Source organism: Agrococcus sp. Ld7 (assembly GCF_045064095.1).
In the GTDB taxonomy this organism is placed as follows: Bacteria; Actinomycetota; Actinomycetes; order Actinomycetales; family Microbacteriaceae; genus Agrococcus.
Window position 1 is genome coordinate 200,495 of record NZ_JBISGY010000027.1, and the last position, 26,401, is coordinate 226,895.

Below are 26,401 nucleotides of genomic sequence, written 5' to 3' on the forward strand. Positions count from 1 at the left end.
CGTGCTCTAAGGCTGGACTTCTGCTCACGCGAGGCCTAGGTCGGTTAGTACCCTGATTCCATTCGACGATGGCAGGTAAATGGGGTGCTAATCGGGGTAGCGCCTGCCCGGCTAGAGTGCATGAGACAGTGTCTTGAGACGGGAGCCGCCGTGGCGAGTAGCGAGTTGATCTCTGCGGTCATTGAAGATCTGTCGGTACTTCGGCGGCGTGAGGGCCTCACCTTCGCCAAGATGGCCGAGACCGTGACTGTGCAGTGGCTTGAAGTGGTGACGAGCATCCTTCAGACAGAAGGTCGGACGGAGGAAGACCGGGCGTTCGTAGCCGTTGATGTCCTCACCTGTGTGGCGCAGAGAGTGCCGATCGGCATATACGGCGACGTAGTGAGATCAACTTTGAACCTTCACGGCGGCAGTCCGACTCTACAAGATCGTCGCAATGAGGTCATGGTGAGACTGAAAATCGGCGACACCAAATACCAGGGCGTTGAAGAGGAAAGTTACAAGCGAGTCGCAAAGAGCCTGTGCGAGTTGCAATCAGATCCATGTCGAGCTCTGGAGCCCGCACCACTTTCGAGAATCGAGGCAGATCGGTTGCATCGGAGTACAGGTATCAACCTGATTAGAGCCGGTCTCGACCAATACTTGCTCGGTAACGGGAGCAAGGATCTGGCAGAAAAGCTGCGACCGTTGATTGAACTTTTGCCTACCGGGTTGCAGCGATTGTCGGTCGACGAGGAGCCTCAGGTTGAGACGCTTCGAAGAATTTTGCTGCTGGTTGTCAACCGTCTGTATCCCGAGCAAGTCGCGCTGACTCGAGGAGTGGGCCCGCGTCTAGCCCCTCAATTGTTGACTCAAATGCTGCAACGTGGCGCTAACGGTACTGCAGTATCACGGCATCTGTTAACGGTTTATTCGGACCGGCGTGACTACGGCAAGATGCTGGTCAATCCGTATTCCGCACGTCTTCTTCCATCGCCGTTGAGTGCGAGCACAGTGGAAGACGTCATCTCAGCCAGCGCCTTGCTTCTCGCGCGTGTTGCGCTGAATCTCGAACGAGAGGACTCCTGGCATTTGATCGACGAACGCGGCCGGAACTCGTTTGCAGCTGGAAGAGAAGCCTGACGAACTCTGCTCGTGCGTCCGGTTCCTGGCTCCAAGAAGGCATCAAGTTGCCGCCCGAGCACCCGTGGCATCTCGCGCTGCCGAACTGGGTGCTCGAGGTGACCGAGGCAGGAGCCGCAGCTGGTGACTGAGGACCTTTGGTATCAGGAGCTTCGTGAGCGATATCGGTCTAACCACGTTCGGTTGCTTCTTATCGGCGAGAGCCCCCGACCGATCATGACGGCACTAAGCCGCGCACCTTCTTCTACGCCGACCATTTCGGGCCGGACAACCTGTACCGGCTGAGGCAAGGCGCGGGGAACGGGTCAGCGGGCCCCGACGCAAGGCTTGCGGGTTGCGCGTAGTCGCCGCCGGTTCAAACTCCTATTCGGGATCTGCGGTCTCTCGTACAGATCGAGATTCTCGGGTGACTTGAACTTGTGTCCCGACGCTTAGAAGTGCAAGGGCGATTGCGATCAGCCCTACGGGGGTCTGGCCACCGAACGTTGAAAAGTAGATTGTGACTGCCGAGCCCGCGAATGGGACGAAGAGGCCGATCAGAGCTGCGCGACGAAGAAACGATCGCTTCGCGGCCAGCGTGGGCAGGTAATAGACCTGGTCATTAATCCAACCGCTAATCAACCGCATTGCCAGAAACAAGCAACCGGCTGCGACGAATAGAACAATTGTTAAGACTAATGAAGCCAGTAGCGATGATAGCGATAGCGGCATATGCTCTGAATTGTACGATACGTGGCACGCGTAGTACAGCTCTGATTGGTGTGTAATCGACAACACTTCCGAACAGAATATTGACGCCCTGTCAATTGTGTTCATAATCATCAGCACTCCTCCGAGGCCTGCGGCTAACGAGAGGAACCCATCCTGGGTTCGTCGGCCGCTTCCAAGGAGGAGGCTCACCATGAGTGAGACATCACCCGCCGAAGTGCCAGCCACGGCACTCGGCCCCATCCGCCCGCTTTCGGTGCGGATGACCGACGGTCTGCGAGCGCAGTTGGAAGTCATCGCCCAGCTCAACGATCGCTCCGTGACCGAAGAGATCCGTCTCGCCCTCTAGGCCTGGGTCCAGACCAGCAAGTCGGATCCCAAGGTGCTCGCCAGGGCCGAGACGGTGCGGGCCGAGATCGAGCGCGAGGCGAAGACCAAGCAGAGCGCGATCGAGGCCATCTTCGGAGGCGCCGGAGCGAAGGCTCCGCGTGCCAAGTCGGGCTCTGCCTGACGCCGAGCCTGGCTCGGGGGAGTGGCGGCTGTTCCGGAGGTTGAGTGCCATTGCGCACTCCCTCCGGGCAGCTGCCGAATCTACCGACGTCACCGGCGACGAGATGTGAGATGCCATCCGCGGCAGCTGCCGCAGAAATAGACCCTCGCCTCTTGCTTTGGCCGATGCGAATTGTCCGCGTTCTGAATCTTGGCCAGTGCCATCAGCGCGGCGATGCGATCGCGGTAGCGCGTCTTGTGGCAAATGGTCACGAAAGGAGCGTCACAGGCACCACCAACACTCGCGGACCTCGTTGCTGCCCCGCGGCTTGTCAGAGAACCAGATGGTTCTCGGCCGCGACAACACTAAGGAGGTGGGAACGATGGTTACGACGATCGTCATCCCGCAAGACGCCATAGGCGAGCCGCATGTTCAGGAGCTCGCCGGCCTCGATGACTTCCAGAAGGTCACGGGCGGGTTCTTGGAGCCATTTGAAGTGGCTCCGCTCGGCATCACCTTCTGGGTGAACGAGGCGGCCGCCCGTGAGCGCGGCGGGCTGAATGCTCGCGCCACGGCCCTGTATTGGTACTACAACGCAGGACACGGACTACCGAACTTTATGCTCGGAGACGTGGTGGTGTCTGGCAACGGCTCATGCCGGAGCGGCGGCGATGTTCCAGAAGAGCTTGTCTTTGGCCTGGTAGCCCCGCACCGCTTTGTGGTGCAGGTCAGCCCGGACGATGACGAGCACTGGCAGAACACGTTCGCGCGCTTCGACTACATCTACGACGCCACGCTCTGGTGCATGCTCCTCGCCCGCTCGTTTGAGCATGGTCCTGCCTTCCGCGTCCAAGCCGAGGCGCCCTCGGGTACCGAAGCGTTGCTGGAGGAGGACTGATGGTGAGCGGAATCTATGTCCCGGCAGATGCGGACCAACCACTCGAGCAACGCGAGTTCGCGACGTTCGATGACTTGGCTGCGGCTGTCGACGGGTGGACAACGACGGTCGACCTGCTCGACCTCGGCGTCACCATTTACGTCAACGAGGAGGGGTTGCTGCGGCACCTGCCGTTCAACAGCCGCGCCTCGTTCCTGTGGTGGTACCACGTGCCGCGAACCCGTCAACAGGCGATGCTCGTCGGCAACGCCGTGCTTGTCGGCCTCCCAGGCCGCGACGGTAAGGACACTGACCTCCCGGATGCCGTGCGCGAGCTCCTGCTCGCGCCGGTCGCCTACGGCGTCGAAGTCTGCCGTGGAGTCGATTCGAAGTGGCACACTAGCCCGGTGACGTATCCCGACTATTGGGAAGCGATCATCTGGGCGATGGTGCTGCTGGAGCGTCTGGACGATGTCGAGGAAGTGCGCGTGGTGCCGGTCGACCCTGAAGGGGCTGAGCAGCGCACGACGTAGCCCTACTCACCTACCCCGTCTGCCCTATACGGCGGCGACTGCCCAGCCTTGAGTGCCTCGTGCGCTCGGCTGGAGCGGTCGCCGCCTTTCAACATATTGCAGCGACTATCCAATTCGGACCGGTTGGCTATTCACCAATGTCGGCAATTGTGCGATAATTGCGACAGATTGCAATTGCCGGTTCTGAGTGTGTCGCTCCCGGTTGCATCCGCTCGACCCTCCCGCGCGCCGAACTGACGTTGTGTCAGCGCTGACGGCTACGGTGAGGGTGGAGCCCCCAGCACCACCTAACGCGCGCCCTCGGCGTGAAGGAGACAACAACAGATGGCACGGACAGTGAAGCCCACGCCCCAGATCACGTTTGAGCAGCTGAAGCACGCTTTGAGCGCTTCGGTCGTCAGGAGCTCCGTCTAGTGGTGGCTCCACTCAGCGACTACCAGGCGAAGTACTTTGCGCATGAGCTGCAGCGGAGTTACGCCAACGACCACGTCGGGAAACTGGCGGGGCTTCTATTCGACGCACAGGTAGAGCCGAAGCCACATCAGATCGATGCGGCTCTTTTTGCGCTTCAGACCCCGTTTCTGCCTGGTGTGATTCTCGCCGACGAAGTCGGTCTTGGGAAGACGATCGAAGCTGGCATCGTCATCTCGCAGTACTGGGCCGAACGCAAGCGTGACATTTTGATCATTGCACCCTCGAGCTTGCGGCAGCAGTGGCAGCAGGAGCTGCACGAGAAGTTCCTGATTCCGTCTGCCCTCTTGGATGCCAAGTCCAAAGATGCGCTGCTCTCGCCTGCGGGGCAACGCTCGCCCGTGGTGTTGATCTGTTCGTATGAGTTTGTGCTGCGTCAGGAGCAATCGCTGCTGAAGGCCTGGGATCTGGTAGTTGCGGACGAAGCTCACCGGTTGCGCAACTACTGGAACGGTAAGGCGAAAGTCTCTGAGGCAGTCTCGCACCTGGTAGCGGGTGCGTCGAAGACGATTCTGCTGACGGCGACTCCGCTGCAGAACCGGCTGGAAGAGTTGTATGGCCTCGTCTCGGTGTTCAGCCCGGACTACTTTTACTCGCTCGATGCTTTCCGCGAGCGGTATATAAAGAACCGCGATCACTCCGGTGATGATCTGGCTGACCGCGTGGCGACGATTTCGAAACGTACATTGCGTCGAGACGCAGACAAGTACATTCATTTCACTAAGCGTCTGCCGCTAACTGTGGAGTTTGAGCCGTCGCCGGACGAGGTGCGGTTGTACGACTTGGTTAACGATTACCTGCAGCGTGATGAGGTACTGGCCTTCGCCGGCTCGCAACGTCATCTTTCAGCCTTGATCATCCGCAAGCGGCTCGGTTCGTCGACCTATGCGGTGGCGAGCACTTTGGAGAACATCGCCAACCGACTCGCTGGTGAACTCGAGGCTGGCCAGCGACGCGACGGCCGTGGCGGGCTGTTCCTTGACGATGATCTGACTAGCGACGAAGTCGAAGAAGTCGAGGAGATCCAGGCCGAAGCGTTCGGACCCGGCTCTGATGTCGTGGCCGATCCCACCCTGCGGCAAAGGATCGAAGCGGAGGTCGCTGAGCTTCGAGGCTTCGCTGGTTTGGCACGTTCCATCACGGTCAACCAGAAAGCCGCAAAACTTGGAGACGCACTCGATCAGGGCTTCGCGCGGCTGGCCGAAATTGGTGCGCCTCAGAAGGCGATCATCTTCACCGATAGCACCAAGACGCAGGAGTACATCGCCCGTCATCTGCGAGACATCGGGCGCGGTGATGGGCTGGTGCTGTTCAATGGGTCCAATAACTCGCCTGAAGTGTCCGCGATATACCAGAGGTGGCTCGCGGCCAACAAAGACGGCGATCTGATCACCGGCATCCCTGCTGCTGACCGGCGTAAGGCCCTGGTGGACTACTTCCGCACCGAGGGCACGATCATGATCGCCACCGAGGCGGCAGCGGAAGGCATAAACCTGCAGTTCTGCTCCATGGTCGTTAACTACGACCTGCCGTGGAACCCACAGCGAGTTGAGCAACGCATCGGCCGGGCACACCGGTTCGGGCAGAAGCACAACGTGGTGGTTGTGAACTTCTCGAACAAGGGCAACATCGCCGAGCAGCGGATCCTGGAGCTCTTGGCGAACAAGTTCCACCTGTTCGAGAGCGTGTTCGGTGCCAGTGACGAAGTACTCGGTGCCATCGAAGACGGTCTCGACTTCGAGAAGACGATCAGCAACATTCTGACCAGTTGCCGGACGGCTGATGAACTTAACGAAGCGTTCAAGCAACTTGAGACCGAGTACTCCGGTGAGATCTCTAGCGAGATGGCACGGGCGAAGGCGAAGGTCTTCGACAACCTCGACCCGCACGTCCAAGACCGGCTGAAGGCCTATGACACCGAGTCGGGTGAGGTGCTCAACAAGTTCGAGCGACTACTCCTTGCTGTCACCAGGCACGAGCTGGACGGGCTTGCCACGTTTGAGGGTGATGGGCGTCACTTTGTGCTGCATGACTCACCTGTCGAGGATGCTCCGACCGGCCGCTACTACTTCAAGTCGCAGCCGCTAGATAACGCACACCAGTATCGGTACGCCAGCCCGCTCGCCCAGCACCTGCTCCAGGAGGCCAAGGGACGGAATACGCCGAGCCGGGAGCTGGTCTTCAGTCTCGGTGCCTCGGCTCGAGCTACTGCTGCCGTAAAGGCACTCGCAGGACGAAGTGGCGAGCTGACCGTCGGCTTGACGACGTTCAGCATGAAAGCCAAACACGACGACGTGTCTGAGTCGTACATGCTGGCCGGGGCCATCACCGATGACGGGGACTGGCTCGATCACGAGTATGTGGCCGACATCCTGGATCTGGCCTGCGTGAGCGTCAGCGATGCACCCGTCGCGGTAGACGAGGCGAAGTTCGTGCCGCATCTGGATGCCCGCCGATCAGAGTTGGAGAAGGAAGTCCAGGGGCGTAACTCCCGCTACTACGACCAGCAGGAAGAACTGATCTACCGCAACCAGCAGGACCGGAAAGCGGAGCACGAAGGAGCGATCCGTGACTATCGGGCTAAGGAGAAAGAGGCCCGCAAGCTTGCGCGCCAGGCCGATGACCCGATGGAGCAACTGCGGCTTAAGAAGGACGCTCGCAGGTGGGAACAGCGGGCCGAGGATGCCGACGAAGGCTTCCGAGAGACCCGCCAGAAGCTCCGTGCTGAAGCCGACAAGTACCTCGACCTCATCGAGCAGTCGCTGAAGGGCACCCAACACACGGAACAGCTATTCACGATCAGATGGAGGGTTGGCACATGAGCAGTGCACGAGCGATCACAACAAGAATTACTAACGCAATGACGGAGAACGACGAATGAGCGACGACATCTACGAAACACCATCAACCACACCAAACTTCCAGACTGAGCTGGCCGCACAGTTGGCCGATTTGATCCCGGAGGCCATCGCCGACGGCAAGGTGGATGTTGCCAAGCTGCAGGAGTTGCTCAGCACCGATGTCGCCGATCCGACCGAACGATTCGGACTGTTCTGGCCCGGCAAGAAGCGAGCCCTGCGTGCAGCCCAGGAGCCGACCACCGCGACGCTGAAGCCAGACTTCGAGAACAGCAAAGACTGGGACAACACCAAGAACGTCTTCATCGAGGGTGACAACCTCGAAGTGCTCAAGGTCTTGCAGAAGCACTATCACGCCAAGATCAAGATGATCTACATCGATCCTCCGTACAACACCGGCAAAGACTTCGTCTACCCTGACAACTTCAAGGAAGGTCTTGACACCTACCTGGAGTGGACACGTCAGGTCAATGAAGAGGGCAAGAAGCTCTCAAGCAATGCCGATACCGAGGGCCGTTACCACTCGAACTGGCTAAATATGATGTACCCGCGACTCAAGCTTGCACGGAACCTGCTGGCTGACGATGGCGTCATTTTCATGTCAATCGATGACCATGAATACGACAACCTCAAGAAGCTCGCTGACTCTGTCTTCGGCGAGTCAAATTACTTGAATACCTTCGTTTGGGTAAGCAATCTGAAGGGTCGACAGATATCCGGGAGCGGTGCCGTCGGTACCAAAGAATATATCCTGAGCTACGCTCGGCGTGGCGATGAAGTTGGTGAGTTTCGTACCTCGGGAGCACGACTCAAAGCGCTGATGCCGACAATTTACAAAGGTTTCAACTACACAGCTCAGAGTGACGCGCGGGGCCCTTACGTTCTCAAGAATGAGCTTTACAATACGAACTCGGCCTTCAACGAGGTAACTCGCCCGAACCTCGTGTTCGACATCTACTACAATCCTGCAACCGGTGATGTGAAGACGGCCTCGGTTTCGGACGAGCATATCCATCGTGAGTATGTGAAGATTTCACCCAAGCGGAACAACAACGGCACGAACAAGTACCATGCGTTCCGCTGGGGAAGGCCGAAGGTTGAGTCCGAATCATATAATCTTGCGTTCCATGAATCATCGTCAGGGTGGAAGGTATCCACCAAAGTTCGCGATATCGATTCTGCTGCCCTCAAGGATCTCGTGATGGATATCACGACGAATGAAGGATCTGCGGACATAAAGAAGCTGGGACTCGAACCGGCGTGGTTCGACTATCCGAAGCCCGTTAACTTGATCAAGCTCTTGATCGATGCGGCGGCCGATAAGAACGCCATCGTCCTTGACTTCTTCGCGGGATCGGGCACAACGGCTCACGCTGTTCTGAAAAGTAACGCCGAGGACGGTGGTTCGCGACGATTTATTCAGGTGCAACTTCCCGAACCATTGGCAGATGATCATGAAGCTCGCTTGGCCGGGCACCGTTCGATCGCGGATGTAGCTGTGGCCCGAATTCGTGCTGCTGCAGCGAGCGCCGAGGCAGACCTCGATGGTCGCATCAACGAAGGCAGTTCGGCAGACTTTGGCCTCCGCGTCTATAAACTCAGCGACACGAGTTTTTCGAAGTGGCGCGTGACGAGTGAGATCGAAGAGAACGCGCTGCAGCAGCGGCTACTTGGCCTGCGCGACAGCAGCAGCACTGACGACGCTACGCCCGACGACCTGCTCACCGAGATTCTGCTCAAGCAGGGCTACTCACTGACCGAGAAGATCTCCCCGGTCGAGATCGCCGGCCTTGACCTTCGTTCCGTGCGTCAGCCAGATGGTGACGTTGCCGTACTTGCCTACCTGGACGAGCACGTCAAACCAACGCTCGAGCAGTTGCGTGCGATTGTAGAAGCCGATCCTTCACGGATCGTGATCCTTGAGGATGCGTTCCAGGGCGACGATGAACTGAAGACCAACCTGGTTCAGTTGGCGAAGTCTAAAAACATTGAACTGTGGACGGCGTGATGAGCGGCTCAGGATTTCAATTCGACCCGAGTCAGCCGTTTCAGCTCACGGCCATCGATTCTGTTGTTGACCTCTTCGACGGGCAACCGAAGGACGCCGACAAGCTGGTGATGGCGCTTCGCGGACAGGCGGCTGTGAAGGAGACCGATCAGGCTGCACTCGACCTCGATCTGACCCAAGAAGTGGGAGCGGTGGGAAACAACGTCGTTCTCGACAAGTTCACGATCCTGGCCAATCTGCAACGTGTGCAGGATCGAAACGGCCTGGAGGTTGGGGGCGAGCTGTTCAGTGACGCACTCGACTTCGACGTTGAGATGGAGACCGGAACCGGCAAGACCTACGTCTACCTCCGTACCATCTTCGAGCTGGCACAGAAGTACAACTTCACCAAGTTCGTGATCCTGGTGCCGAGCGTCGCCATTCGCGAAGGTGTCAGCACCAGTATTCGACTGATGCGTCAGCACTTCAAAGATCTCTACCCGAGCTACCCATTCGATGCGTCTGTGTACAGCGGTAAGAGTGCCGAAGAGGTGCAGTCATTCGCCACGTCAACGAACGTGCAGATCATGATCATGACGATCGACTCGATCCGTGGCAACGCGAACACTCGCATCATTCACCAGACCCGTGACAAGCTGAACGGTTTACGTCCGATCGATTATCTGAAGGCTACGCACCCCGTGGTCATCATGGACGAGCCGCAGAACATGGAATCGCAGCTCTCGCAGTCGGCCATCGGTGAACTCGACCCAGCCTTCACCCTTCGCTACAGTGCGACGCACAAGAAGCAGCGAAACGTTGTCTACCGGCTCGACCCGGTGGATGCTCACGACCTTGGCCTGGTTAAGCAGATCGTGGTGGCCGAAGTTCAGCAGCAAGGTGCGGATGCCACTCCGTATATCAAGCTAGTTGAGGTGAAGCGGGAGCCGACGTGGACTGCCCGTTTGGAACTGTCGTGCCGGAAGGCCGACGGGTCACTGGAGCGTCGCGTTGTCAGCGTGAAGCCCCATCAGGAGCTGTCCGACGAGCGTTTGACCAACAACCCGATCTACGAGGGTTGGCGTATCAACGAGATGAGCATCGAGCCGGCCTACGTCGATCTGACGACACACGGCTTCCTTTACGAAGGCGAGAGCATCGGCGGCTCCAGCGGTGCGATCTACAAGGAGATGATTCGCGAGACTGTTCGCGAGCATCTGCGTAAAGAATCGATGTTGCGGGACAAGGGCATCAAGGTGCTCAGTCTGTTCTTCGTCGACAAGGTGGCCAGCTTCCTCGGCGACGGTGCCAGCAACGACGATGCCAACGGTGACTTTGTGAAGTGGTTCGATGAGGTGTTCATTGAGGAACGCGCCAAGTCTGCTCGTTACCAGGAGCTGCTGCCGCAGGCACCGAGCGAACTGCGGCGGGCCTACTTTTCGCAGATCAAACGTGGCAAGACCACGAGCTTCCAGGACAGCACTGGTGTCACGAAGGCAGACGACGATGCATATGAACTGATCATGCAAGCTAAGGAACGACTGCTCGATGAGGCCGAGCCAGTGCGTTTCATCTTCAGCCACTCCGCACTTCGCGAAGGTTGGGACAACCCGAACGTCTTCCAGATCTGCACCCTCCGTGAAATGGGTGCCGAGGTTGACCGGCGACAGACCATTGGTCGTGGACTTCGATTGCCTGTCACCAAGACCGTCGACGGCTTCACTCGTGTGGCCGACCGCGGCATCGCGACCCTGACAGTGATCGCCAACGAGTCGTACCTCGCATTCGCCAAGAGTCTGCAGAACGAGTACAAGTCGGCAGGTGTGGAGATCGGCCGCGTGCGTCTGAGCGAGTTCGCCAAGATCCCTCGCCATGCTCAAGATGGCTCCGTCACCGACGAGCTGTTTGGGTTCACCAGGTCGAAGGAAGTCTTCGACCACCTCACCATGAATGGGTTCCTGGCCGATGGTCAGGTGACGTCGAAGTTCCTGCCGAATACTTTCGAGTTCTCGCTCGACCTGCCGGTGTATCTGGGCGAGTACGAAGACCAGATCATCGACCTCGTCGGACGAACGAGCATCGAACGGTACGTGAAACCCAAGAGCAATCGCCACCCGCGTGCACTCAACAAGCAGCTCTACGAGAGTCCAGAGTTCGAAGAGTTCTGGCACGCTATCAGTCGCAAGACGACCTACCGGGTCAACGTCAAGCGAGACGAGATCATCGATAACTCGCTGAAGGTGATCCAGGAGTCCCCGAAGATCGACGCACTTCGTATCCAGGTCACTCGAGCCGGGGTGAAGGTGCTGCGTGGCGGTGCGAAAGGCGAAGAGCTCGGCACCCGGTCAGCTGACCTCAAGGGCAGCTACGACTTGCCGGACATCATCACTGAACTGCAAGACGCGACTTCCCTCACCCGCAAGACCATCGTGGACATTCTGATCGGTTCGGGCCGACTCGACGAGTTCATCAACAACCCGAACGATTTCATCGCCATGGTCAAGCGTGCCCTGAAAACAGAGCTCGCCAAGATCGTTGTCGAGGGGATCCAGTACGAGAAGATCGCTGGCTCGGTCTACGAGTTGCGTGATTTGCAGGCTGACGGCCTGGAGGAGAAGGAACGCTTCCTCGACCAGATGTACCAGGTGCAGAACAAACAGAAGACTGACTTTGACTACGTCGTTTACGACTCCGATGTCGAACGCCAGTTCGCCGCACTGCTCGACTCCCGCGAGGACATCAAAATGTTTATGAAGTTGCCATCGAAGTTCAAGATCGACACGCCAGTCGGCCCGTACAACCCCGACTGGGCGATCATCAAGCACGAGGATGGGCAGGACCGGATCTACATGATCCGCGAGACGAAGAGCACGATGGACGATTCGAAGCTCCGACCGAGTGAACTGGCGAAAATTAAGTCCGCCACAGAGCACTTCAAGGCAATCGGTGTCGAGGACTACGCGCGTTCTGCGCCGGGAACGTGGCGACTGTGACGAAGAGCGACGACTCGACAACCACCGACGTCGTGTCAAGTGCGGACGGCGGCAATACGGAGACGAAAGCAACGGCGTTGCTCGACCCACGCGCATTGCTTGCTGATTGGGCGAATGAGAGCGACGAGTGGGTGCGCTTGCTCGTGGCTGAGGTTCTGGCCAGCGGACGCCCGGCCGGTGACTCGACTGTCGAGACGGCCTACACGCTGTTTCGCCAGGAGAAGGCGCTCGACGAGCGGACGCTGCCGGTCGTTTCTCCTCTCAGCGTCGAAGCGCGTCAGGACGAAGCTGCGCCGCCTCTGACGTTGACGCGGCTGTCAAATGTTCGTGGTGTAAACGCGCTGGTGCCTGACTCGGCAATTGAGCCTCATGAGGGTCTGACGGTCCTCTACGGTGAAAACGGAACGGGTAAGACCGGATACTCCCGCATTCTCAAGGCACTCGCCAACAGCCGCACGGCCGATACGATTCTCGGAAATATCGACGCTGACGCGGTCGAGGGCCAGAGTGCCAGCCTCGACTATATGCTCGGTGACCAGGCACAGAGTTTTGCTTGGAACGGAGACCGAGGAGTTTCCCCGTTTACGCGGATGTCCATCTTCGATAGCCCTGCCGTCACGACACACGTCGATGAAGACCTGGACTATGTCTACGTCCCCACCGCGCTCGCATTGTTCAAACACGTCACCGCGGCAATCCAAGCGGTTACGAGTCGCGTCGACGCGGCGCTTTCAGCATTGGGTTCGGAGAATTCTGGGCTGTTGACACGGTTTCAGCGTGGATCGGAACTCTACCCGCAGATCGAGGCGCTCGGAGCGTCGACTGATCTCGCAAGCCTTAAGGCTAGCGCCAAGAGCGGGAAAGTTGTTGACGCCGAACTGGAGTCCCTAACTGAAGGCGTAGCCGCGCTGCGTTCTAACACGATCGGTGCACAGGTCACTGCGCTTAAGAGCGAACAGCGGGTCCTTACTCAAGCGAGTGCTATAGGTAATATCCTTCTCGTGTTTGACGCGACAGCGTACAATGAAGGCATCGCCCGACGCGCGCAGCTGGGTAAAGACTACGAGACGTTCCGAAAGGAACTGTTTGCCGCTGCAGACCTGCCTGCAGAACCAGAAGGAACCTGGAGTAAATTCATTGAGGCTGGCGAATCGTACCGCCAGCACCTCGTCGAGGTTGGGGCCCACGACGAAGAGCGATGCCTCTACTGCCGCCAGCCAGTCCTCGACTCTGCGCGAGAGCTGATTGCGCGTTACTCGACGTACCTCGAGGACAAGATCTCTGCGGATATCGGAGTCACAGACGCATCCTTGTCGGAATTCAGGCACCAGATCATGGACATTTCAAACAGCGATATCGTTGCCTTTGTCGAGCAGTACGAGGATGACGATCAGCGACCGGCCTTCTATGCGGACGTCGCGCTCGTCGACGAAACGCGCAACACGGTGACTGCTGCAGTAGCGGCGGGTGAGCCCGTCGGGCTTGGTGACCTCGATGCAGTTACGGTTCCTAAGGCCGCAGTAGACTCCGCGCTGGCAGCGATTCGAACCAAGATCGAAGAGTTTGAAGCTCAGCAACTGAACCGGACGGCCTCCTTAGCGGAAAAGCAAGCCGAGCTCCTCGAACTGAAAGAAAAAGTCGAGCTCGGCAAATCCTGGACGCTCATCGAAGCACGGGTCAAGAGCGCAAAGGAAGCTGACCGACTCCGCACTCTCAAGCGTCCATTGCCAGGGCTCGTGCGCGCAGTGACGGAACTATCGAAGACTGCCAGCAATGAACTGATCAATCAGAGTTTCGACGCACTTTTCCTCGAGGAGTGCGAAGCGTTGCGGACGCCCGCGATGAAGCTGCAGTTCGTTGGTCGCGATGGTCGGGCTCATCGTCGAAAGGTTGTGACTGGTAAACACAAGCCTTCGAAGGTACTTTCTGAGGGCGAACAGAAGGTGCTGGCGCTTGCCGACTTCCTTGCCGAAGCTCGGTTGGCGGGTATATCGGCGCCGGTGATCTTTGATGACCCGGTCTCGAGCCTGGACCACCGCAGGATCGACGAGGTCGCTGAGCGGATTGTGCGCCTCTCAGAGCACAACCAAGTAATTGTATTCACCCATGACATCCTGTTTGCGACGACACTGCTCAACCTCGTTGAGAAGTCCAGGCGGTGTGCCTACTTCCAGATCACTGATGAGAATGGCAAGGGGAGAGTCACCCGGGGAACGGCCCCGCGGATCGACTCACTGAATGCGATCAAGGGGCGCATAAATAATTCCATACAAGCCGCACGGGCTCAGGACGGCGAGGTGCGCGATGCTCTCGTGCGTTCAACCTACAATCACATCCGTTCGTGGTGCGAGGTCTTCACGGAGGAGGAGCTCTTGAAAGGTGTGACCAGGCGTTACCAGGCGAATGTTCAGATGTCGACGCTGTCTAGCATTGACCTAGACAAGCTCGGCGAGATCATTCCTAAGGTCAGTGAAATCTTCGACATCGCCTGCCGCTACATCGACGGCCACTCCCAGGCGCTCGTCACCTTGAGCGTTAGTCCGACGCTCACCGGGCTCGAGGCCCATTGGTCCCAGTTGGAAGGACTCAAAAGATCTCACGACGCGAAGCGCTGAACGTCGGATCCTGCCGCTTGCGTTGCAGGCTTGACGAGGGTGTTATTTCATCGGGCTACGGAAGCTTCCGCCGCGGTGCCTTCGCCCGCGTCTCCACACCCGAGCGATGCAGTGCCCTGAACACCGCACCGTGTGACAACCCGTGCTTGGCTTCGAGTTCGCGCATCGTGGCTCCAGCCTCATACCCGCGTGTCAACGCAGCCGTTTCGTCGTCGGTCACGATGCGCTTTGTCGTCGGCACGCCATAGTCGCGCAGGAGCTTCGACATCGCGGTCGGGGCAACTTCGAACGCTCTTGCCAGCGACCGTGCGCTCTCGCCTGCCTTTGCTCGGCGCACAATCTCCGCAAGCGTCGCGTGTGCGAATCGCTTCGTCAACGCCTGCGCCCGGTACGCACTGGCAGTGCTCGAACCGTCCTGTCGATCACCGAGCACCGCCAGCTTCCGCAACTGGCTAGGGTTCAACCCGGCTATGCCATGGTTCGAGCAGACGTCAAGTACGCCAGCTCTTCGAAGCCCCCGCATCGCGGGGGCTTCTGTCGTATTCGGCTTCCCTTCCCCGCACCTCCTAGATGCCTCTTGACGAGCGCGGAGAGGAGCGATGGCCGACGCAAGCTCCCGCGTGCTGCTCGTGATCACCGGGAGATCGTGCGGCGCGGCAACGCCCACGTGCTCGCCAACGATCCAGAACTCGTGGTCGCAGGCGAATCGACGGAAGTGCGCGGCATGGTCGGGATGGTCGCGACCATGGAGCCGGACGTCGTGCTCAACGCCCACATGCCCGATGGCAGCAGTATCGTCCGATGCGAACGCATCCGCTCGGTCGAGCGCTGCATCTTGTGTGTCCTCCTGATTGACGACGACGAGACTGCTGCGTCCGCAGCGGTCGTCGACCGCGCGGCGGGTGCATGTAGACGGGTCGCTTCGCGGCCTCCGCCGCGGCGACTGCCGCTCGCCGCAGCATCGCCTGTCGTACTGCGGTCATCGGAACACGTATGGGCGGCGTCGCAGCAGGCGTCCCGCGGTGGATCGTGCCCGCCGCGCTCATCGTGCTGTGGGGAGTGCTGTGCGCCTGGGCGCTGGAGAGGCTGCTGCGCATGGGCGTAGCGCTCATCACCAAGGTGATCGGGGCGGTCGCGACCCTCGCGTTCCCGAACGGCGGTCTCGTCGCCTTCCTGCTGCTGGGTGACCGCACACCGCAGGTGGAGCGCGAACTCGGCATCAGCCGGTTCCAGCGGCATCGCAGGACGCCCGCGATCCGTCTGCCTGCTGGGCCAGGTTTCGGTCCGCGCTGCTACGCTCGCACGCCTCCGGTGCGGTCGTGGGAGGCGGCACCGATCGTGGACGATCGAGATGGAGCACGGATGCCCGCTGACAAGAAACAGCTCACGCTTGCGGGATCGGTGTCGCTGGGCACCGGTGTCATGATCGGTGCTGGCATCTTTGCGCTGGTCGGTCAGGTCGCAGAAGTCGCGGGCGACTGGTTTCCCGCGGCATTCGTAGCCGGTGCAGTGGTCGCGGCGACGAGCTCGTACGCCTACGCGCGCTACTCGAGTGTGAATCCTTCCGCCGGGGGCATCGCGATGCTCCTGAAGGACGCCTACGGCTCCGGCGTGGCCGCCGGATCATTCACCCTCTTCATGTACGTCTCGATGGTGATCGCTGAGAGCCTGCTGGCGCGCACGTTCGGCACCTACCTGCTGCGCCCGTTCGGGATGCAGGACTCGGTGGTGCTCGTGCCGGTGCTGGGTGTGCTTGCGATCGCCGCCGCAGCCGTCGTGAACCTCGTGGGCAACTCCTTGGTCGAGCGCTCAGCGATGGCGACCGCGATCCTGAAGATCGTCGGCATCGCGGCGCTCGCCATCGCGGGCCTGGTGGCGGCGGCCCTCTCCGGCGCGGGCTTGTTCGCTCAGGCGTCCGGTCAGTCGGTGCAGCCCTTCGGGCTGCTGGCCGGTGTCGCGCTGTGCGTGCTGGCGTACAAGGGCTTCACGACCATCACGAATCAGGGCGACGACATCCGCGACGCCAAGCAGAACATCGCGCGCTCCATCGTCATCTCGCTCGCGATCTGTGCGGTGCTCTACTTCCTCATCACCCTGTCGGTCGCCGCCAGCATCGGCGCTGACGGCGCGGTCGAGGCTCGTGACTATGCGCTCGCCGAAGCCGCGAGGCCGCTCTTCGGCCAGTGGGGTGTCGCGCTGACGGTCGTCGTCGCGGTCGTCGCGACGCTCTCGGGTCTGCTGGCCAGCCTCTATTCGGTCTCCAGGCTGTACGCGATGCTGCAGGACATGCGGCAGGCGCCGACGCTGCCGGCGAAGGTGCCTCAGCAGCCGCTGCTCATCACCGCGGGCCTCGCGATCCTCGTCACCGCATTCCTCGACCTCAGCCAGATCGCCTCGATGGGCGTGGTGCTGTACCTGACGATGGACATCGCAGTGCAGTGGGGCGTGGCCCGGCGCCTTCGGACCAAGCTTGAGGCGAACCGGTGGCTGCCGGCACTGACGATTGCCTTCGACATCGCGATCCTCGTGCCCTTCACCGTGCTCAAGGTGCAGTCGAGCCCGTGGACGATCGTGGTCGCGGGCTCTGTCGCGGCGGCGATCTTCATCGGTCAGGCGATCGTGGTCGGCCGTCGCGGAGCCGACAGCAGCAGCGGGTAGCGGCAGCTGCGAGCGGCGTCCACACGCCGTGAAGATCGGCAGCCGCGTTGTTCTGAGCACCCTCACGTGTGTAATGTCTGTTACATATTGCTCCGAATGGCGGCTCGCCGTCTGATGAACGTCAACGATGACGTTCGAGGGAAAGGTCCTGACCGATGACTTCCACGGTGAATGCACCCGGCAGCACAGGAACGACGACACCACGCAGGCAGCTGCGGCTCTGGGAGGTCGTGGCGATCTCCGTCGGCTTCATGGGTCCCGTCATGGCGATGTCGCTCAACGGCATCGGCGTGGCTGGACTGGTCGGCTCAGGGGTGCCGTTCACCTTCGTGGTCTCGTTCATCGGCACGATGCTGGTCGCCTACGCGTTCATCCGTCTGACGCGGTACATCACGCACGCTGGCTCCGTCTACGCCCTCGCCGGCACGACGCTCGGTCCGCGCGCGGGCTTCTTCGGCGGCTTCGCGCTGCTGGGCACCTACCTCTTCTTCGCCGCGTGCATCGCAGGCGCCTGCGCGGTCTTCTTCGAAGCGATGATGTCGGAGCTCGGCATCGCGATGCCGGCGTGGACGTGGATGCTCGTGCCCGTCGTCGTCGCCGTGTTCGTGCTGCTGCTGAACATCCGCGAGTCGACCGTCACCGCGCGGACGCTGCTGGGCATCGGCTTCGTCGGCATCGCCGCGATGGTCGTGCTCTCGCTCGTGATCATCGGGCGAGTCGCGTCGGGCGACGCGCCGGTCTCGACCGGGGTCGACTTCTCGGTGCTGCTTCCCGGAGATGCTCCCATCAGCGCGGTGATGACCGCCGCCGTGTTCGGCTTCCTCTCCTGGGCAGGCTTCGAATCCGGCACCTCGCTGGGCGAGGAGACGCGCAACCCGAAGCGCGTCGTGCCCATCGCGCTGCTGCTCGCGGTCGCGATCGCCGGCGTCATCTACGTGCTCGTGATGTTCGCGCAGACGATCGGCTTCGGCACCGACGCCGCGGGCATCGAGGCATTCGCCGGGGCGTCATCCACGCTCACTGCGCTCGCGTCCACCTACATCGGGCCCTGGTTCGCCGTGCTGATCTCCGTGCTGGCGTTCCTGGTCGCGTTCGCGTCGCTGCTGAGCTCGACGGCGGCGGCATCCCGTCTGCTGTTCGCGCTCGCGCGCGACGGCTTCGGACCGAAGTCTTTCGCACAGCTCAGCCCCAAGACGGGCGTGCCGGTGCGCAGCACCGTGTTCGTCGTCGTGCTCACCGTGGTGCTCGCCGTCACGCTCGGCCTGTTCGGTGCGTCGAGCGTCGACGCCTACTACTGGTATGCGACGATCGCCACGCTCTGCATGGTCGTCGCCTACGCCATGTGCTCCGTCGGCGTCATCCGCTACACGTTCAAGCGCGGCTCGCGCATTCCGAAGTGGGAGATCGTCGTGCCGGTGCTGGGTGTCGCGTTCCTCGTCTACGTCTACGCGGTCCAGATCACCGGCCAGGTCGCGCCGTACACCTACTTCCCCTGGATCGCGGGAGCCTGGTGCCTCATCGGGCTCGCGATCGTTCTGGCCAAGCCCGCACTGGCGGACCGCATCGGGTCGCGCCTCACCACCGAGGATCTGGATTGAGCATGCCCACCGAGCACCCGCGGGAGAGCGCCCCCGCACTTGACGAGCTGATCTTCGTCGCGACGACCGACATCGCCGCGCGCACCAAGGGTCGGTCGATGCGCCTGGCCGACTTCGACGAGGACACCTCGCTCGGATGGGTACCGGCGAACCTCGGCATCGGATCGCTCGGCCACATCGTCGACAACATCCCGTACGGCTCGACCGGCGATCTGCGGCTCAAGCCCGACCACTCCTCCCTGACCCGTGTCGACGGCATCCCCGGTCGCCCGCCGTTGAACATCGTCTTCGCCGATCTGATCAACACGGATGGGTCGGCCTGGGAGAGCTGCCCGCGCACGTTCCTGCGAACGGCCGTCGAGCAGCTGCGCGATGAGTTCGGCATCACCACGCGGTGCTCGTTCGAGCACGAATTCGTCGACATGAGCGCGAAGGGCGACCACCACCCGTTCTCGCTGCAGGCCTTCCGCAACGCGGAGCCGATCGGCTCCACGCTCATGACCGTGCTGCACCGCGCCGGGCTCGAGCCGGAGACGTGGCTGCCCGAGTACGGTCGCCACCAGTACGAGATCACCGTCGCACCCACCGACCCTGTGGCTGCCGCAGATCGCGCGATCCTCGTGCGCGACATCGTGCACGACCTCTTCGCCGCCCACGGGCGCGAGGCAACCTTTGCGCCGATGGTGGCACCGGGCGAGACCGGCAACGGCGTTCACGTGCACTTCGGACTCGACGACGAGGATGGCAACACGCTCGTCTTCGACCCCTCGCGCCCTGGCCGCATCTCGCAGCGCGCTGGCAGCTTCGCCGCCGGCATCATCCGGCACGGGCCGGCGATGGCTGCGCTGTTTGCGCCGCTCGCCACGAGCTACCTGCGACTCGCGCCGCACAACTGGTCGACCGCCCGCGCCTTCCTCGGCCTGCAGAACCGCGAGGCGCTGCTGCGCATCTGCCCGACCAACGAGAGCGATGGTCGTGACCCGAGTGGGCAGCTGCACTTCGAGTTCCGCGGTGGCGACATCGGCGCCAACCCGTGGATCCTGCTCGGCACGATTCTGCGCGCGGGCATGCAGGGTCTGCGCGAGAGCCTCGAGACCCCCGAGATCGTCGAGGGGGAGCTCGACCTGGACGGCACGCACGCGAGCCTGGCGCGACTGCCGCGAGACCTCGCGGAGGCCATGGACGTGCTGCGCAGCGACGAGATCGTCTCGGGCTGGTTCTCGCCAGCGCTTCTCGCCACCTACGAGGCGATCAAGCGCGATGAGTTCGCGTCGGTGCAGACCAAATCGCTGGCGGAGCAGTGCGAGGTCTACACCCGTGTCTACTGACCTGCCCACGGATGCGACGGCGCTGGACGACATCCCGCTGCTGGATCATCACTGCCACGGCGTGATCACGAGCCCGCTGGAGCGGCCCGCCTTCGAAGACCTGATCACCGAGTCTGACTGGGCAGCCCCGGCGGGCACGACGCACTTCGACACCCAGGTCGGTTTCGCGATCCGCCGATACTGCGCGCCGGTGCTGGGCCTCGAGCCGTTCGCGGACCCGGATGCATATCTGGCACGCCGCCGCGAGCTCGGGGTCGAGGCGAGTGAACGGCTGCTGCGTTCCTCCGGCATCAGCGACTACTGCATCGAGACCGGTCACCGCGGTGACGAGATCCTCGACCCTGCGGGGATGGCCGCGGCCGGAGCGGCACGGTCGCACGAAGTCGTGCGGCTGGAGCGCCTTGCCGAGGAGCTCATGCTCGAGGGGTGTGCTGCGGACGGCTTCACGGCGGCGTTCGGCCGACTGCTCGACGAGCGCCTGGCGCACGCAATCGGGGTGAAGTCGATCGCCGCCTACCGGATCGGGCTCGACTTCGATGGCGCGCGGCCCGCCGATGCAGCGGTCGTTACCGCGGTGCGTGGTTGGCGCGAGCAGATCGGACATGGCGCGGCCGTGCGGCTCGACAGCCCGGTCATCATCCGACACCTGCTGTGGGCGGCCGTTGACCGTGGCTGCGCGATCCAGTTCCACGTCGGCTACGGCGACGCCGACGTCGATCTGCATCGATGCAGCCCGCTGCTCCTCACCGAGTTCCTGCGACGGACGCGCGAGTCCGGCGCGACGATCATGCTGCTGCACTGCTACCCGTTCCACCGCGAGGCCGGGTATCTCGCGCAGGTCTTCCCGCACGTCTACTTCGATGTCGGGCTCGCCATCAACTACACCGGCGCCCGGTCGAGCGAGGTGATCGCCGAGACGCTCGAGCTCGCGCCGTTCCACAAGATCGTGTTCTCCTCTGACGCGTTCGGGGTCGCCGAGCTCTACTACTTGGGCGCGCTGCTGTTTCGTCGAGGTCTCCAGCAGGCCCTCGATGTGTTTGCCGATCGGGATGGCTGGCCGCCCGAGGAACGTCGCCGTGTGGCTGAGCTCATCGCGTGGGGAAACGCGCGCCGTGCCTACGGGCTGGACGCTCCGGCGAAGGCCGACGGCTCGTGAACGCCAGCGTGACCGAGCTGGCAGAGCTCGCGACGCAGTGGAGCGCCGCGCTCGAGCGGATGCTGCCGGCCGCGATCCAGCTGCGCCATGAGCTGCATGCCGCACCACAGGTCTCTGGCAGCGAACATCCGACGACCGCGCGGATCGCGCGGGAGCTGGACACGGTGATCCGCTTCGAGCCGGTCGCCGACGCGGGCGGCGTCGGGCGGATCGGTCCGCAGGATGGGCCGTCGATCGCCCTTCGAGCAGAGCTCGACGCGCTGCCGATGACCGAGACAACCGGCGCGTCGTTCTCGGCCGAGGGCGAGGCGATGCATGCATGCGGTCACGACGTCCACCAGGCCGCGCTGGTGGCGCTGCTGAGCGCTGCCGCCGGCCTGGAGCTGCCCGTCGGGCTCGTGGCGCTGCTCCAGCCGCGGGAGGAGAGCTACCCATCGGGCGCGCTCGACATCGTGCGGGGCGGGGTGCTGCCGAGACATGACATCGCCCACGTGATCGCCGCGCACGTGCATCCGGGTGTGCGCGTGGGTGCCGTCGCGGTCGGCGGCGGCTTCATCAACGCTGCTGCCGACGAGATCGAGGTGCGAATCGAGGGCCGCGGCGGTCACGGTGGCTACCCGCACGAGGGCTCCGACACGGTCGCCGCCATCGCCCACATCGCTCTCGCGATCCCGGAGGTGGTCCGTCGCACGGTCGCGCCGCTGGATCCGGCGATCATCAGCGTCGGTACGATGAGCGCGGGGGAGGGCGCGGCGAATGTGCTGCCCGCTTCGGCACGCCTGTTCGCGACCATGCGCACCACCGATCCGGCCGACCGGGAGCCGCTGTTCGACGCGGTCCGAGTCATGGCGGAGCGCACCGCAGAGGCCTTCGGCACGCGTGCGGAGGTGACCCGGACGGAGGGGGAACCCGTCCTGGTGAACGACTCGGGCCTCGCACTCGGCGCCGACGAATGGCTCGCGCAGCTGAGCGTCGACGGCGCGGAGCCGATGCGATCGCTCGGCGCGGACGACTTCTCCTACTTCAGCGAAGCGGTGCCCTCATTGATGATGTTCGTCGGGGTCGAGACCGCAGGACAGGAGTCGCAGCCGCCGCTGCACCACCCCCGATTCCTGCCCGGCGACGAGGCCGTCGGCGCCGTTGCGCGCGCGCTGCTGGCCGGGTACCTCGCCGCAGCCGAACGGGTGCTCGACATCGACCACCACCGGAGCCAGTTCGCTCGGGTCACAGGAGAGCGATCGTGAGCGCGCGAGACGTGTCGACTGCTGAGGAGCTGGTCGCCCGTGACGCGCGAGTGATCGCGGGCGTGGAGCGGCTGCGCTTCTTCCCGCTCGTGGCGATCTCCGGGAACGGCGAGATGCTCGTCGAGCCTGGCGGACGAGAGCTGCTCGACCTCAGTGCGAGTTGGACGGCTGCCGGATTCGGCTATGGCAATCCTGCGATCGTCGCGGCGATCGCGGCAGCCGCCGCGAATGCGCCTGGCGCCTCGATCCTCTCTGGCACGCATCCCGACGCCGTGGCGCTCGCCGAGGAGCTGCTCGAGCTCGTGCCGGCGCGGGTGCCAGGGCGACCGCGACGTGTCTATCTGGGGCATGCGGGCACCGACGCCAATGACGTCGCGCTGCGCGGGTGCCGCCATGCGACCGGCCGGCCGGGCGTCCTGGCGTTCGAGCGCGGCTACCACGGGGGCTTCGGATCGGCGCAGGGCGTCTCAGGCGTCCATGTGGACGCGGGCGCGACCGCAGATCCGGGCGCGGTGTTCCTGCCATACCCGGATCCTTACCGCCCGCACACCGGCGACGCGAGCACGGTCGTCGACGACGTGCTGGAGCAGGCGGCCGCAACGCTCGCGCTGGGCACGACCGCCGCCGTGATCGTCGAGCCCCTGCAGTCCGATGGCGGGCTCATCGTGCCGCCGCCTCGCTTCCTCTCGGGCCTGCGAGCGCTCAGCGATGAGCATGGTGCGTACTTGATCGTCGACGAGGTGAAGGTCGGGCTCGGCCGGACGGGGCGCACTCACGCGTTCGAGCACGCGGGCATCCTCCCCGACGTCGTCACGCTCGGCAAAGCGCTCGGGAACGGGATGCCGCTGTCAGCCGCGGTCGGCCCCGCCGAGGTGCTTGACGAGCCAGCGGCATCCGCCCTCATGACCACGATCGGCAATCCGATCTCGTGCGCAGCGGGCCGAGCCGTGCTGGAGATCGTGCGTGCCGGCGGTGCAACGCGCAACGCGCACGCCCGTGGCGCGCAGCTGCGCGGCCTGCTTGAGGAGTACGCACGCAGCGAGCGCCCCGGCGCCGAGCACGTCGGTGACGTGCGAGGACTCGGCCTCTCGCTCGGCGTCGAGCTCGTCGTCGGCCGTGACGATCGCACACCGGCCGCGCAGCTGACGGCAAAGGCCGCATACCGAGCATGGGAGCTGGGCGCCGTGGTCTATCCGGTGCGCGGCAACGTGCTGGAGCTCACGCCAGCCCTGACGATCTCTGCGACCGCCATCGATCACGCGGCTGCGATCGTCGCGCAGGCGATCGACGACGCGTCAGCCGGCGCGGTGTCCGACGCGCAGATTGAGCCGTACCGCGGCTGGTAGCGCGACGCATCTGCCGCGACGGGCCGGTGCGCTCACGCGCCCGTGAACCCGGTCGGCTGGTCGGGCATCGTGCGCCCGCGCATGCTCTCGATGGCTTCGAGCCGTCGCCTGCCGGCCTCGCCCAGTGCATCGGTGACACCCGCGATGACCGCTTCGACGAGCGCCAGCGCCGGTACGAGTGAGTCGAACGGCGATGGCGCGTGGACCTCCGCCGGCAGCACCGTGGCGGCGACATCCGCCGCAGGCGACAGCCATCGGTCGGTGAACAGGACGATCTCGGCACCGCGCTCGGATGCCTGCTGTGCGACATTGATGACCTGCGAATCGTAGCGACGGTAGTCGAATACCACGAGCACGTCGCCAGGGCGCACGTCCGAGATGGCTGCCAGTCGAGCGAGCTCGGAGTCATCGATCACGACGACGTCGCGACGGAGGAGCGCCAGGTGTGCTCCGAGGTACTCCGCGAGCATGCGGCTGAACCGTCCGCCGAGCAGCGCGATCCGCTGGCGTGACTCCGACAGCAGAACCACAGCACGATCGAACTCGCTCTGCGGTAGATCGTCGAGCGTGCTGGCGATCCCGGTGGAGAAGATGCGCGCAGCCCGAGCCAGATCATCGGCGCTCGGCTGCAGTTCGGCTCGCCCGTACTGCTCGAGCGGGGAGCCGAGTCGCTCGTGCACCTCGCGCATCAGCCGTCGCTGGAAGTCGGGGTAGCCGGTGAACCCCAGTCGGGTGACGAACCGGACGACTGTCGGCGGACTCACGCCCGCACGTCGGGCGAGCTCTGCGACCGTCTCGAGACCCGCGATCGGATAGTTCGCGAGCAGTGTTCTGCCGACCTTGCGCTCGCCGGCGCTGAGCGACTCGAGAGCATCGCGAACGATCGCACTGAGCGTGCTGCCGCCCGCGTGATCGGAACTGCTCACCATCGTCCGCCTCTCGGTCTGCAACTGACCGTACAGGCCAGCGGCGCACACATAGCCGTCGGCTCGTCAGGGCTGTCGCAGCTTCCGTGCCGTTGCGACGGCTCACTTCGCGAACAGGTTGCCAGGTACTTGAGCGCCCAGTCGATGGCCACCGTGACGACGGTGCCGCGGACCGGACATGGCGGCGAGCTACTCATGGGCGCCTTGGCTCTCCGTGGGCTCCGGGCATCGCGTCGAAGTCGGGGCGCGCGATCCGGATCGGGGCTGGGGGGAGGGTGCGGGTGGGCGCCAGCCGGCTACGCCCGGTCGGCGCTCACCTGGTCCGCGCTCGCCTGGTCCGCGCTCGACTGCTCGGCTGAGGCCTGCTCGGCGATCTTCGCGTGCACCTCCTCCATGTCGAGCTCGCGCACTGCACCGATCAGCTGCTCCAGCTGCGGCCCCGGCAGGGCCCCGGCCTGGGAGAAGACGAGCACGCCATCGCGGAACGCCATGAGCGTCGGGATCGACGTGATCTGGAACCCCGCGGCAAGCTCCTGCTCCGCCTCGGTGTCGATCTTGCCGAACACGATGTCGCTGTGCTGCTCCGAGGCCTGCTCGAAGATCGGGCCGAACTGCCTGCACGGACCGCACCACGCGGCCCAGAAGTCGAGCAGCACGATGCCGCCATCGGTGATCGTCTGCTCGAGCGTGTCCTTGGTGATCTCTGTCGTAGCCATCAGACCATCCTCTACGCCGCACAGGCGAAACTCCAGCAGGTTCGCCATGAGCGAGCATGAGCGAGCAGGAGCGCTCGAACGCGACCGCGGATCTGCTGCCGCCCGACCGCGCCCCGCCCTCCGGGAGCGAACGATGTGAGAGGGCGGTCTTCTGATATCAGATACCAAACGAAGATGAGGCGACGGGCATCGTCGCGAAGAGGAGCACACATCATGCGAGGAACCACGATCGTCACGGTCCTGCTGGCCAGCACGCTGCTGCTGCAGGGCTGCGCAGCTGCGGAGCAGACCGAGCCGAGCGAGCCGGCGGCCACCGTGGAGCAGACCGCTGCACCCACCGCTGCCGAGTCTGCGGAGCCGACGACCGAAGCGCCCGAGGCGAGCGAGCAGGCCGAGACGGCCACCACCTACGACGTGCGCGTGGTGCACGAGGATGCCGACGAGATCGTCATGCTGCTCGACAGGGATCAGGTGGCGCTCGCTGCTGGCGTCGACGTCGCCGAGGGTTCGATCGATGAGATCCTCTCGACGCTCTCCAACGCAAGCGTGTGGGAGGCCAACGCCACGACGCAGCCGCACGCGCAGCCGATCGCCGAGGCGTTCAGCGGCGAGCGCGACCGTGCCCAGGGCGTGCTGCGCGCGATGCTCGGCAACAGTGATGCGAAGATGAAGCTCTACGTGCGGCACGAGGGCTCGCAGAGCTTCGCGCACGTCGAAGTGGGCAACTGAGACACAGCCCGTGATGGGCCGAAGCGTTAGAGCCTCTGCCCCGGCG

19 protein-coding genes are annotated in these 26,401 nt (G+C 63.0%); 16 read left to right on the plus strand and 3 right to left on the minus strand.

Annotation, left to right across the window (positions count from 1 at the left end):
* The first annotated feature begins 231 nt into the window (after positions 1 to 231).
* The 9 genes from ACJJVL_RS07150 (at position 232) to ACJJVL_RS07190 (ending at position 14,654) form a co-directional block, all read left to right on the plus strand.
* Positions 232 to 1,122: a hypothetical protein gene (locus ACJJVL_RS07150; protein ID WP_405217763.1), complete on the plus strand. Its 891-nt coding sequence runs from the start codon at positions 232 to 234 to the stop codon at positions 1,120 to 1,122.
* 901 nt (positions 1,123 to 2,023) lie between these two features.
* Positions 2,024 to 2,179 (plus strand): hypothetical protein, encoded by a 156-nt coding sequence (locus ACJJVL_RS07155; protein WP_405217764.1) that lies wholly within the window; start codon positions 2,024 to 2,026, stop codon positions 2,177 to 2,179.
* Positions 2,180 to 2,212: 33 nt separating this feature from the next.
* Complete coding sequence (locus ACJJVL_RS07160; protein WP_405217765.1) at positions 2,213 to 2,341, plus strand: hypothetical protein; 129 nt, start codon at positions 2,213 to 2,215, stop codon at positions 2,339 to 2,341.
* 361 nt (positions 2,342 to 2,702) lie between these two features.
* The gene (locus tag ACJJVL_RS07165; RefSeq protein ID WP_405217766.1) at positions 2,703 to 3,218 is read left to right on the plus strand and encodes a hypothetical protein; all 516 of its coding nucleotides are present in this window, start codon (positions 2,703 to 2,705) and stop codon (positions 3,216 to 3,218) included.
* The gene (locus ACJJVL_RS07170) at positions 3,218 to 3,730 is read left to right on the plus strand and encodes a DUF3846 domain-containing protein (protein ID WP_405217767.1); all 513 of its coding nucleotides are present in this window, start codon (positions 3,218 to 3,220) and stop codon (positions 3,728 to 3,730) included. Before ACJJVL_RS07165 ends, ACJJVL_RS07170 begins: the two co-directional genes overlap by 1 nt.
* Positions 3,731 to 4,143: 413 nt before the next feature.
* Complete coding sequence (locus ACJJVL_RS07175; RefSeq protein ID WP_405217769.1) at positions 4,144 to 7,023, plus strand: SNF2-related protein; 2,880 nt, start codon at positions 4,144 to 4,146, stop codon at positions 7,021 to 7,023.
* A gap of 55 nt (positions 7,024 to 7,078) precedes the next feature.
* Positions 7,079 to 9,067, plus strand: a complete 1,989-nt coding sequence (locus ACJJVL_RS07180; protein ID WP_405217771.1) for a site-specific DNA-methyltransferase — start codon at positions 7,079 to 7,081, stop codon at positions 9,065 to 9,067.
* Entirely contained in the window at positions 9,067 to 12,039 is a 2,973-nt protein-coding gene (locus tag ACJJVL_RS07185; protein ID WP_405217929.1) for a DEAD/DEAH box helicase family protein, read from the plus strand. Before ACJJVL_RS07180 ends, ACJJVL_RS07185 begins: the two co-directional genes overlap by 1 nt.
* Positions 12,036 to 14,654, plus strand: a complete 2,619-nt coding sequence (locus ACJJVL_RS07190) for an AAA family ATPase (protein WP_405217772.1) — start codon at positions 12,036 to 12,038, stop codon at positions 14,652 to 14,654. The genes ACJJVL_RS07185 and ACJJVL_RS07190 overlap by 4 nt, the downstream gene beginning before the upstream one ends.
* 55 nt (positions 14,655 to 14,709) lie before the next feature.
* Here the strand turns inward: ACJJVL_RS07190 and ACJJVL_RS07195 are convergent, their stop codons facing one another.
* Positions 14,710 to 15,102, minus strand: coding sequence for a helix-turn-helix domain-containing protein (locus ACJJVL_RS07195; protein ID WP_405217773.1), 393 nt, complete (start codon positions 15,100 to 15,102; stop codon positions 14,710 to 14,712).
* Positions 15,103 to 15,647: 545 nt separating this feature from the next.
* Between ACJJVL_RS07195 and ACJJVL_RS07200 the strand changes: the two genes are divergently transcribed.
* From ACJJVL_RS07200 to ACJJVL_RS07225, 6 genes are all read left to right on the plus strand, one after another.
* On the plus strand, positions 15,648 to 17,312 hold the full coding sequence (locus ACJJVL_RS07200) for an APC family permease (protein ID WP_405217774.1): 1,665 nt from the start codon (positions 15,648 to 15,650) through the stop codon (positions 17,310 to 17,312).
* 155 nt (positions 17,313 to 17,467) lie between these two features.
* Positions 17,468 to 18,910, plus strand: coding sequence for an APC family permease (locus ACJJVL_RS07205; protein WP_405217776.1), 1,443 nt, complete (start codon positions 17,468 to 17,470; stop codon positions 18,908 to 18,910).
* Between the two features lie 2 nt (positions 18,911 to 18,912).
* Positions 18,913 to 20,238, plus strand: coding sequence for a glutamine synthetase (locus ACJJVL_RS07210; protein WP_405217777.1), 1,326 nt, complete (start codon positions 18,913 to 18,915; stop codon positions 20,236 to 20,238).
* Positions 20,228 to 21,394, plus strand: a complete 1,167-nt coding sequence (locus ACJJVL_RS07215; protein ID WP_405217778.1) for an amidohydrolase family protein — start codon at positions 20,228 to 20,230, stop codon at positions 21,392 to 21,394. Before ACJJVL_RS07210 ends, ACJJVL_RS07215 begins: the two co-directional genes overlap by 11 nt.
* Entirely contained in the window at positions 21,391 to 22,638 is a 1,248-nt protein-coding gene (locus tag ACJJVL_RS07220) for a M20 family metallopeptidase (protein WP_405217779.1), read from the plus strand. The genes ACJJVL_RS07215 and ACJJVL_RS07220 overlap by 4 nt, the downstream gene beginning before the upstream one ends.
* Positions 22,635 to 23,984 (plus strand): aspartate aminotransferase family protein, encoded by a 1,350-nt coding sequence (locus ACJJVL_RS07225; protein WP_405217780.1) that lies wholly within the window; start codon positions 22,635 to 22,637, stop codon positions 23,982 to 23,984. The genes ACJJVL_RS07220 and ACJJVL_RS07225 overlap by 4 nt, the downstream gene beginning before the upstream one ends.
* 32 nt (positions 23,985 to 24,016) lie before the next feature.
* Here ACJJVL_RS07225 and ACJJVL_RS07230 read toward each other — a convergent pair whose 3' ends face one another.
* The gene (locus ACJJVL_RS07230; RefSeq protein WP_405217782.1) at positions 24,017 to 24,910 is read right to left on the minus strand and encodes a MurR/RpiR family transcriptional regulator; all 894 of its coding nucleotides are present in this window, start codon (positions 24,908 to 24,910) and stop codon (positions 24,017 to 24,019) included.
* Positions 24,911 to 25,206: 296 nt separating this feature from the next.
* Positions 25,207 to 25,626 carry a thioredoxin gene (trxA, locus tag ACJJVL_RS07235; protein WP_405217783.1) on the minus strand — a complete coding sequence of 140 codons (420 nt, stop codon included), beginning with the start codon at positions 25,624 to 25,626 and terminating at the stop codon, positions 25,207 to 25,209.
* 213 nt (positions 25,627 to 25,839) lie between these two features.
* Between trxA and ACJJVL_RS07240 the strand changes: the two genes are divergently transcribed.
* On the plus strand, positions 25,840 to 26,355 hold the full coding sequence (locus tag ACJJVL_RS07240; protein ID WP_405217784.1) for a hypothetical protein: 516 nt from the start codon (positions 25,840 to 25,842) through the stop codon (positions 26,353 to 26,355).
* The last annotated feature ends 46 nt before the right edge of the window (positions 26,356 to 26,401 follow it).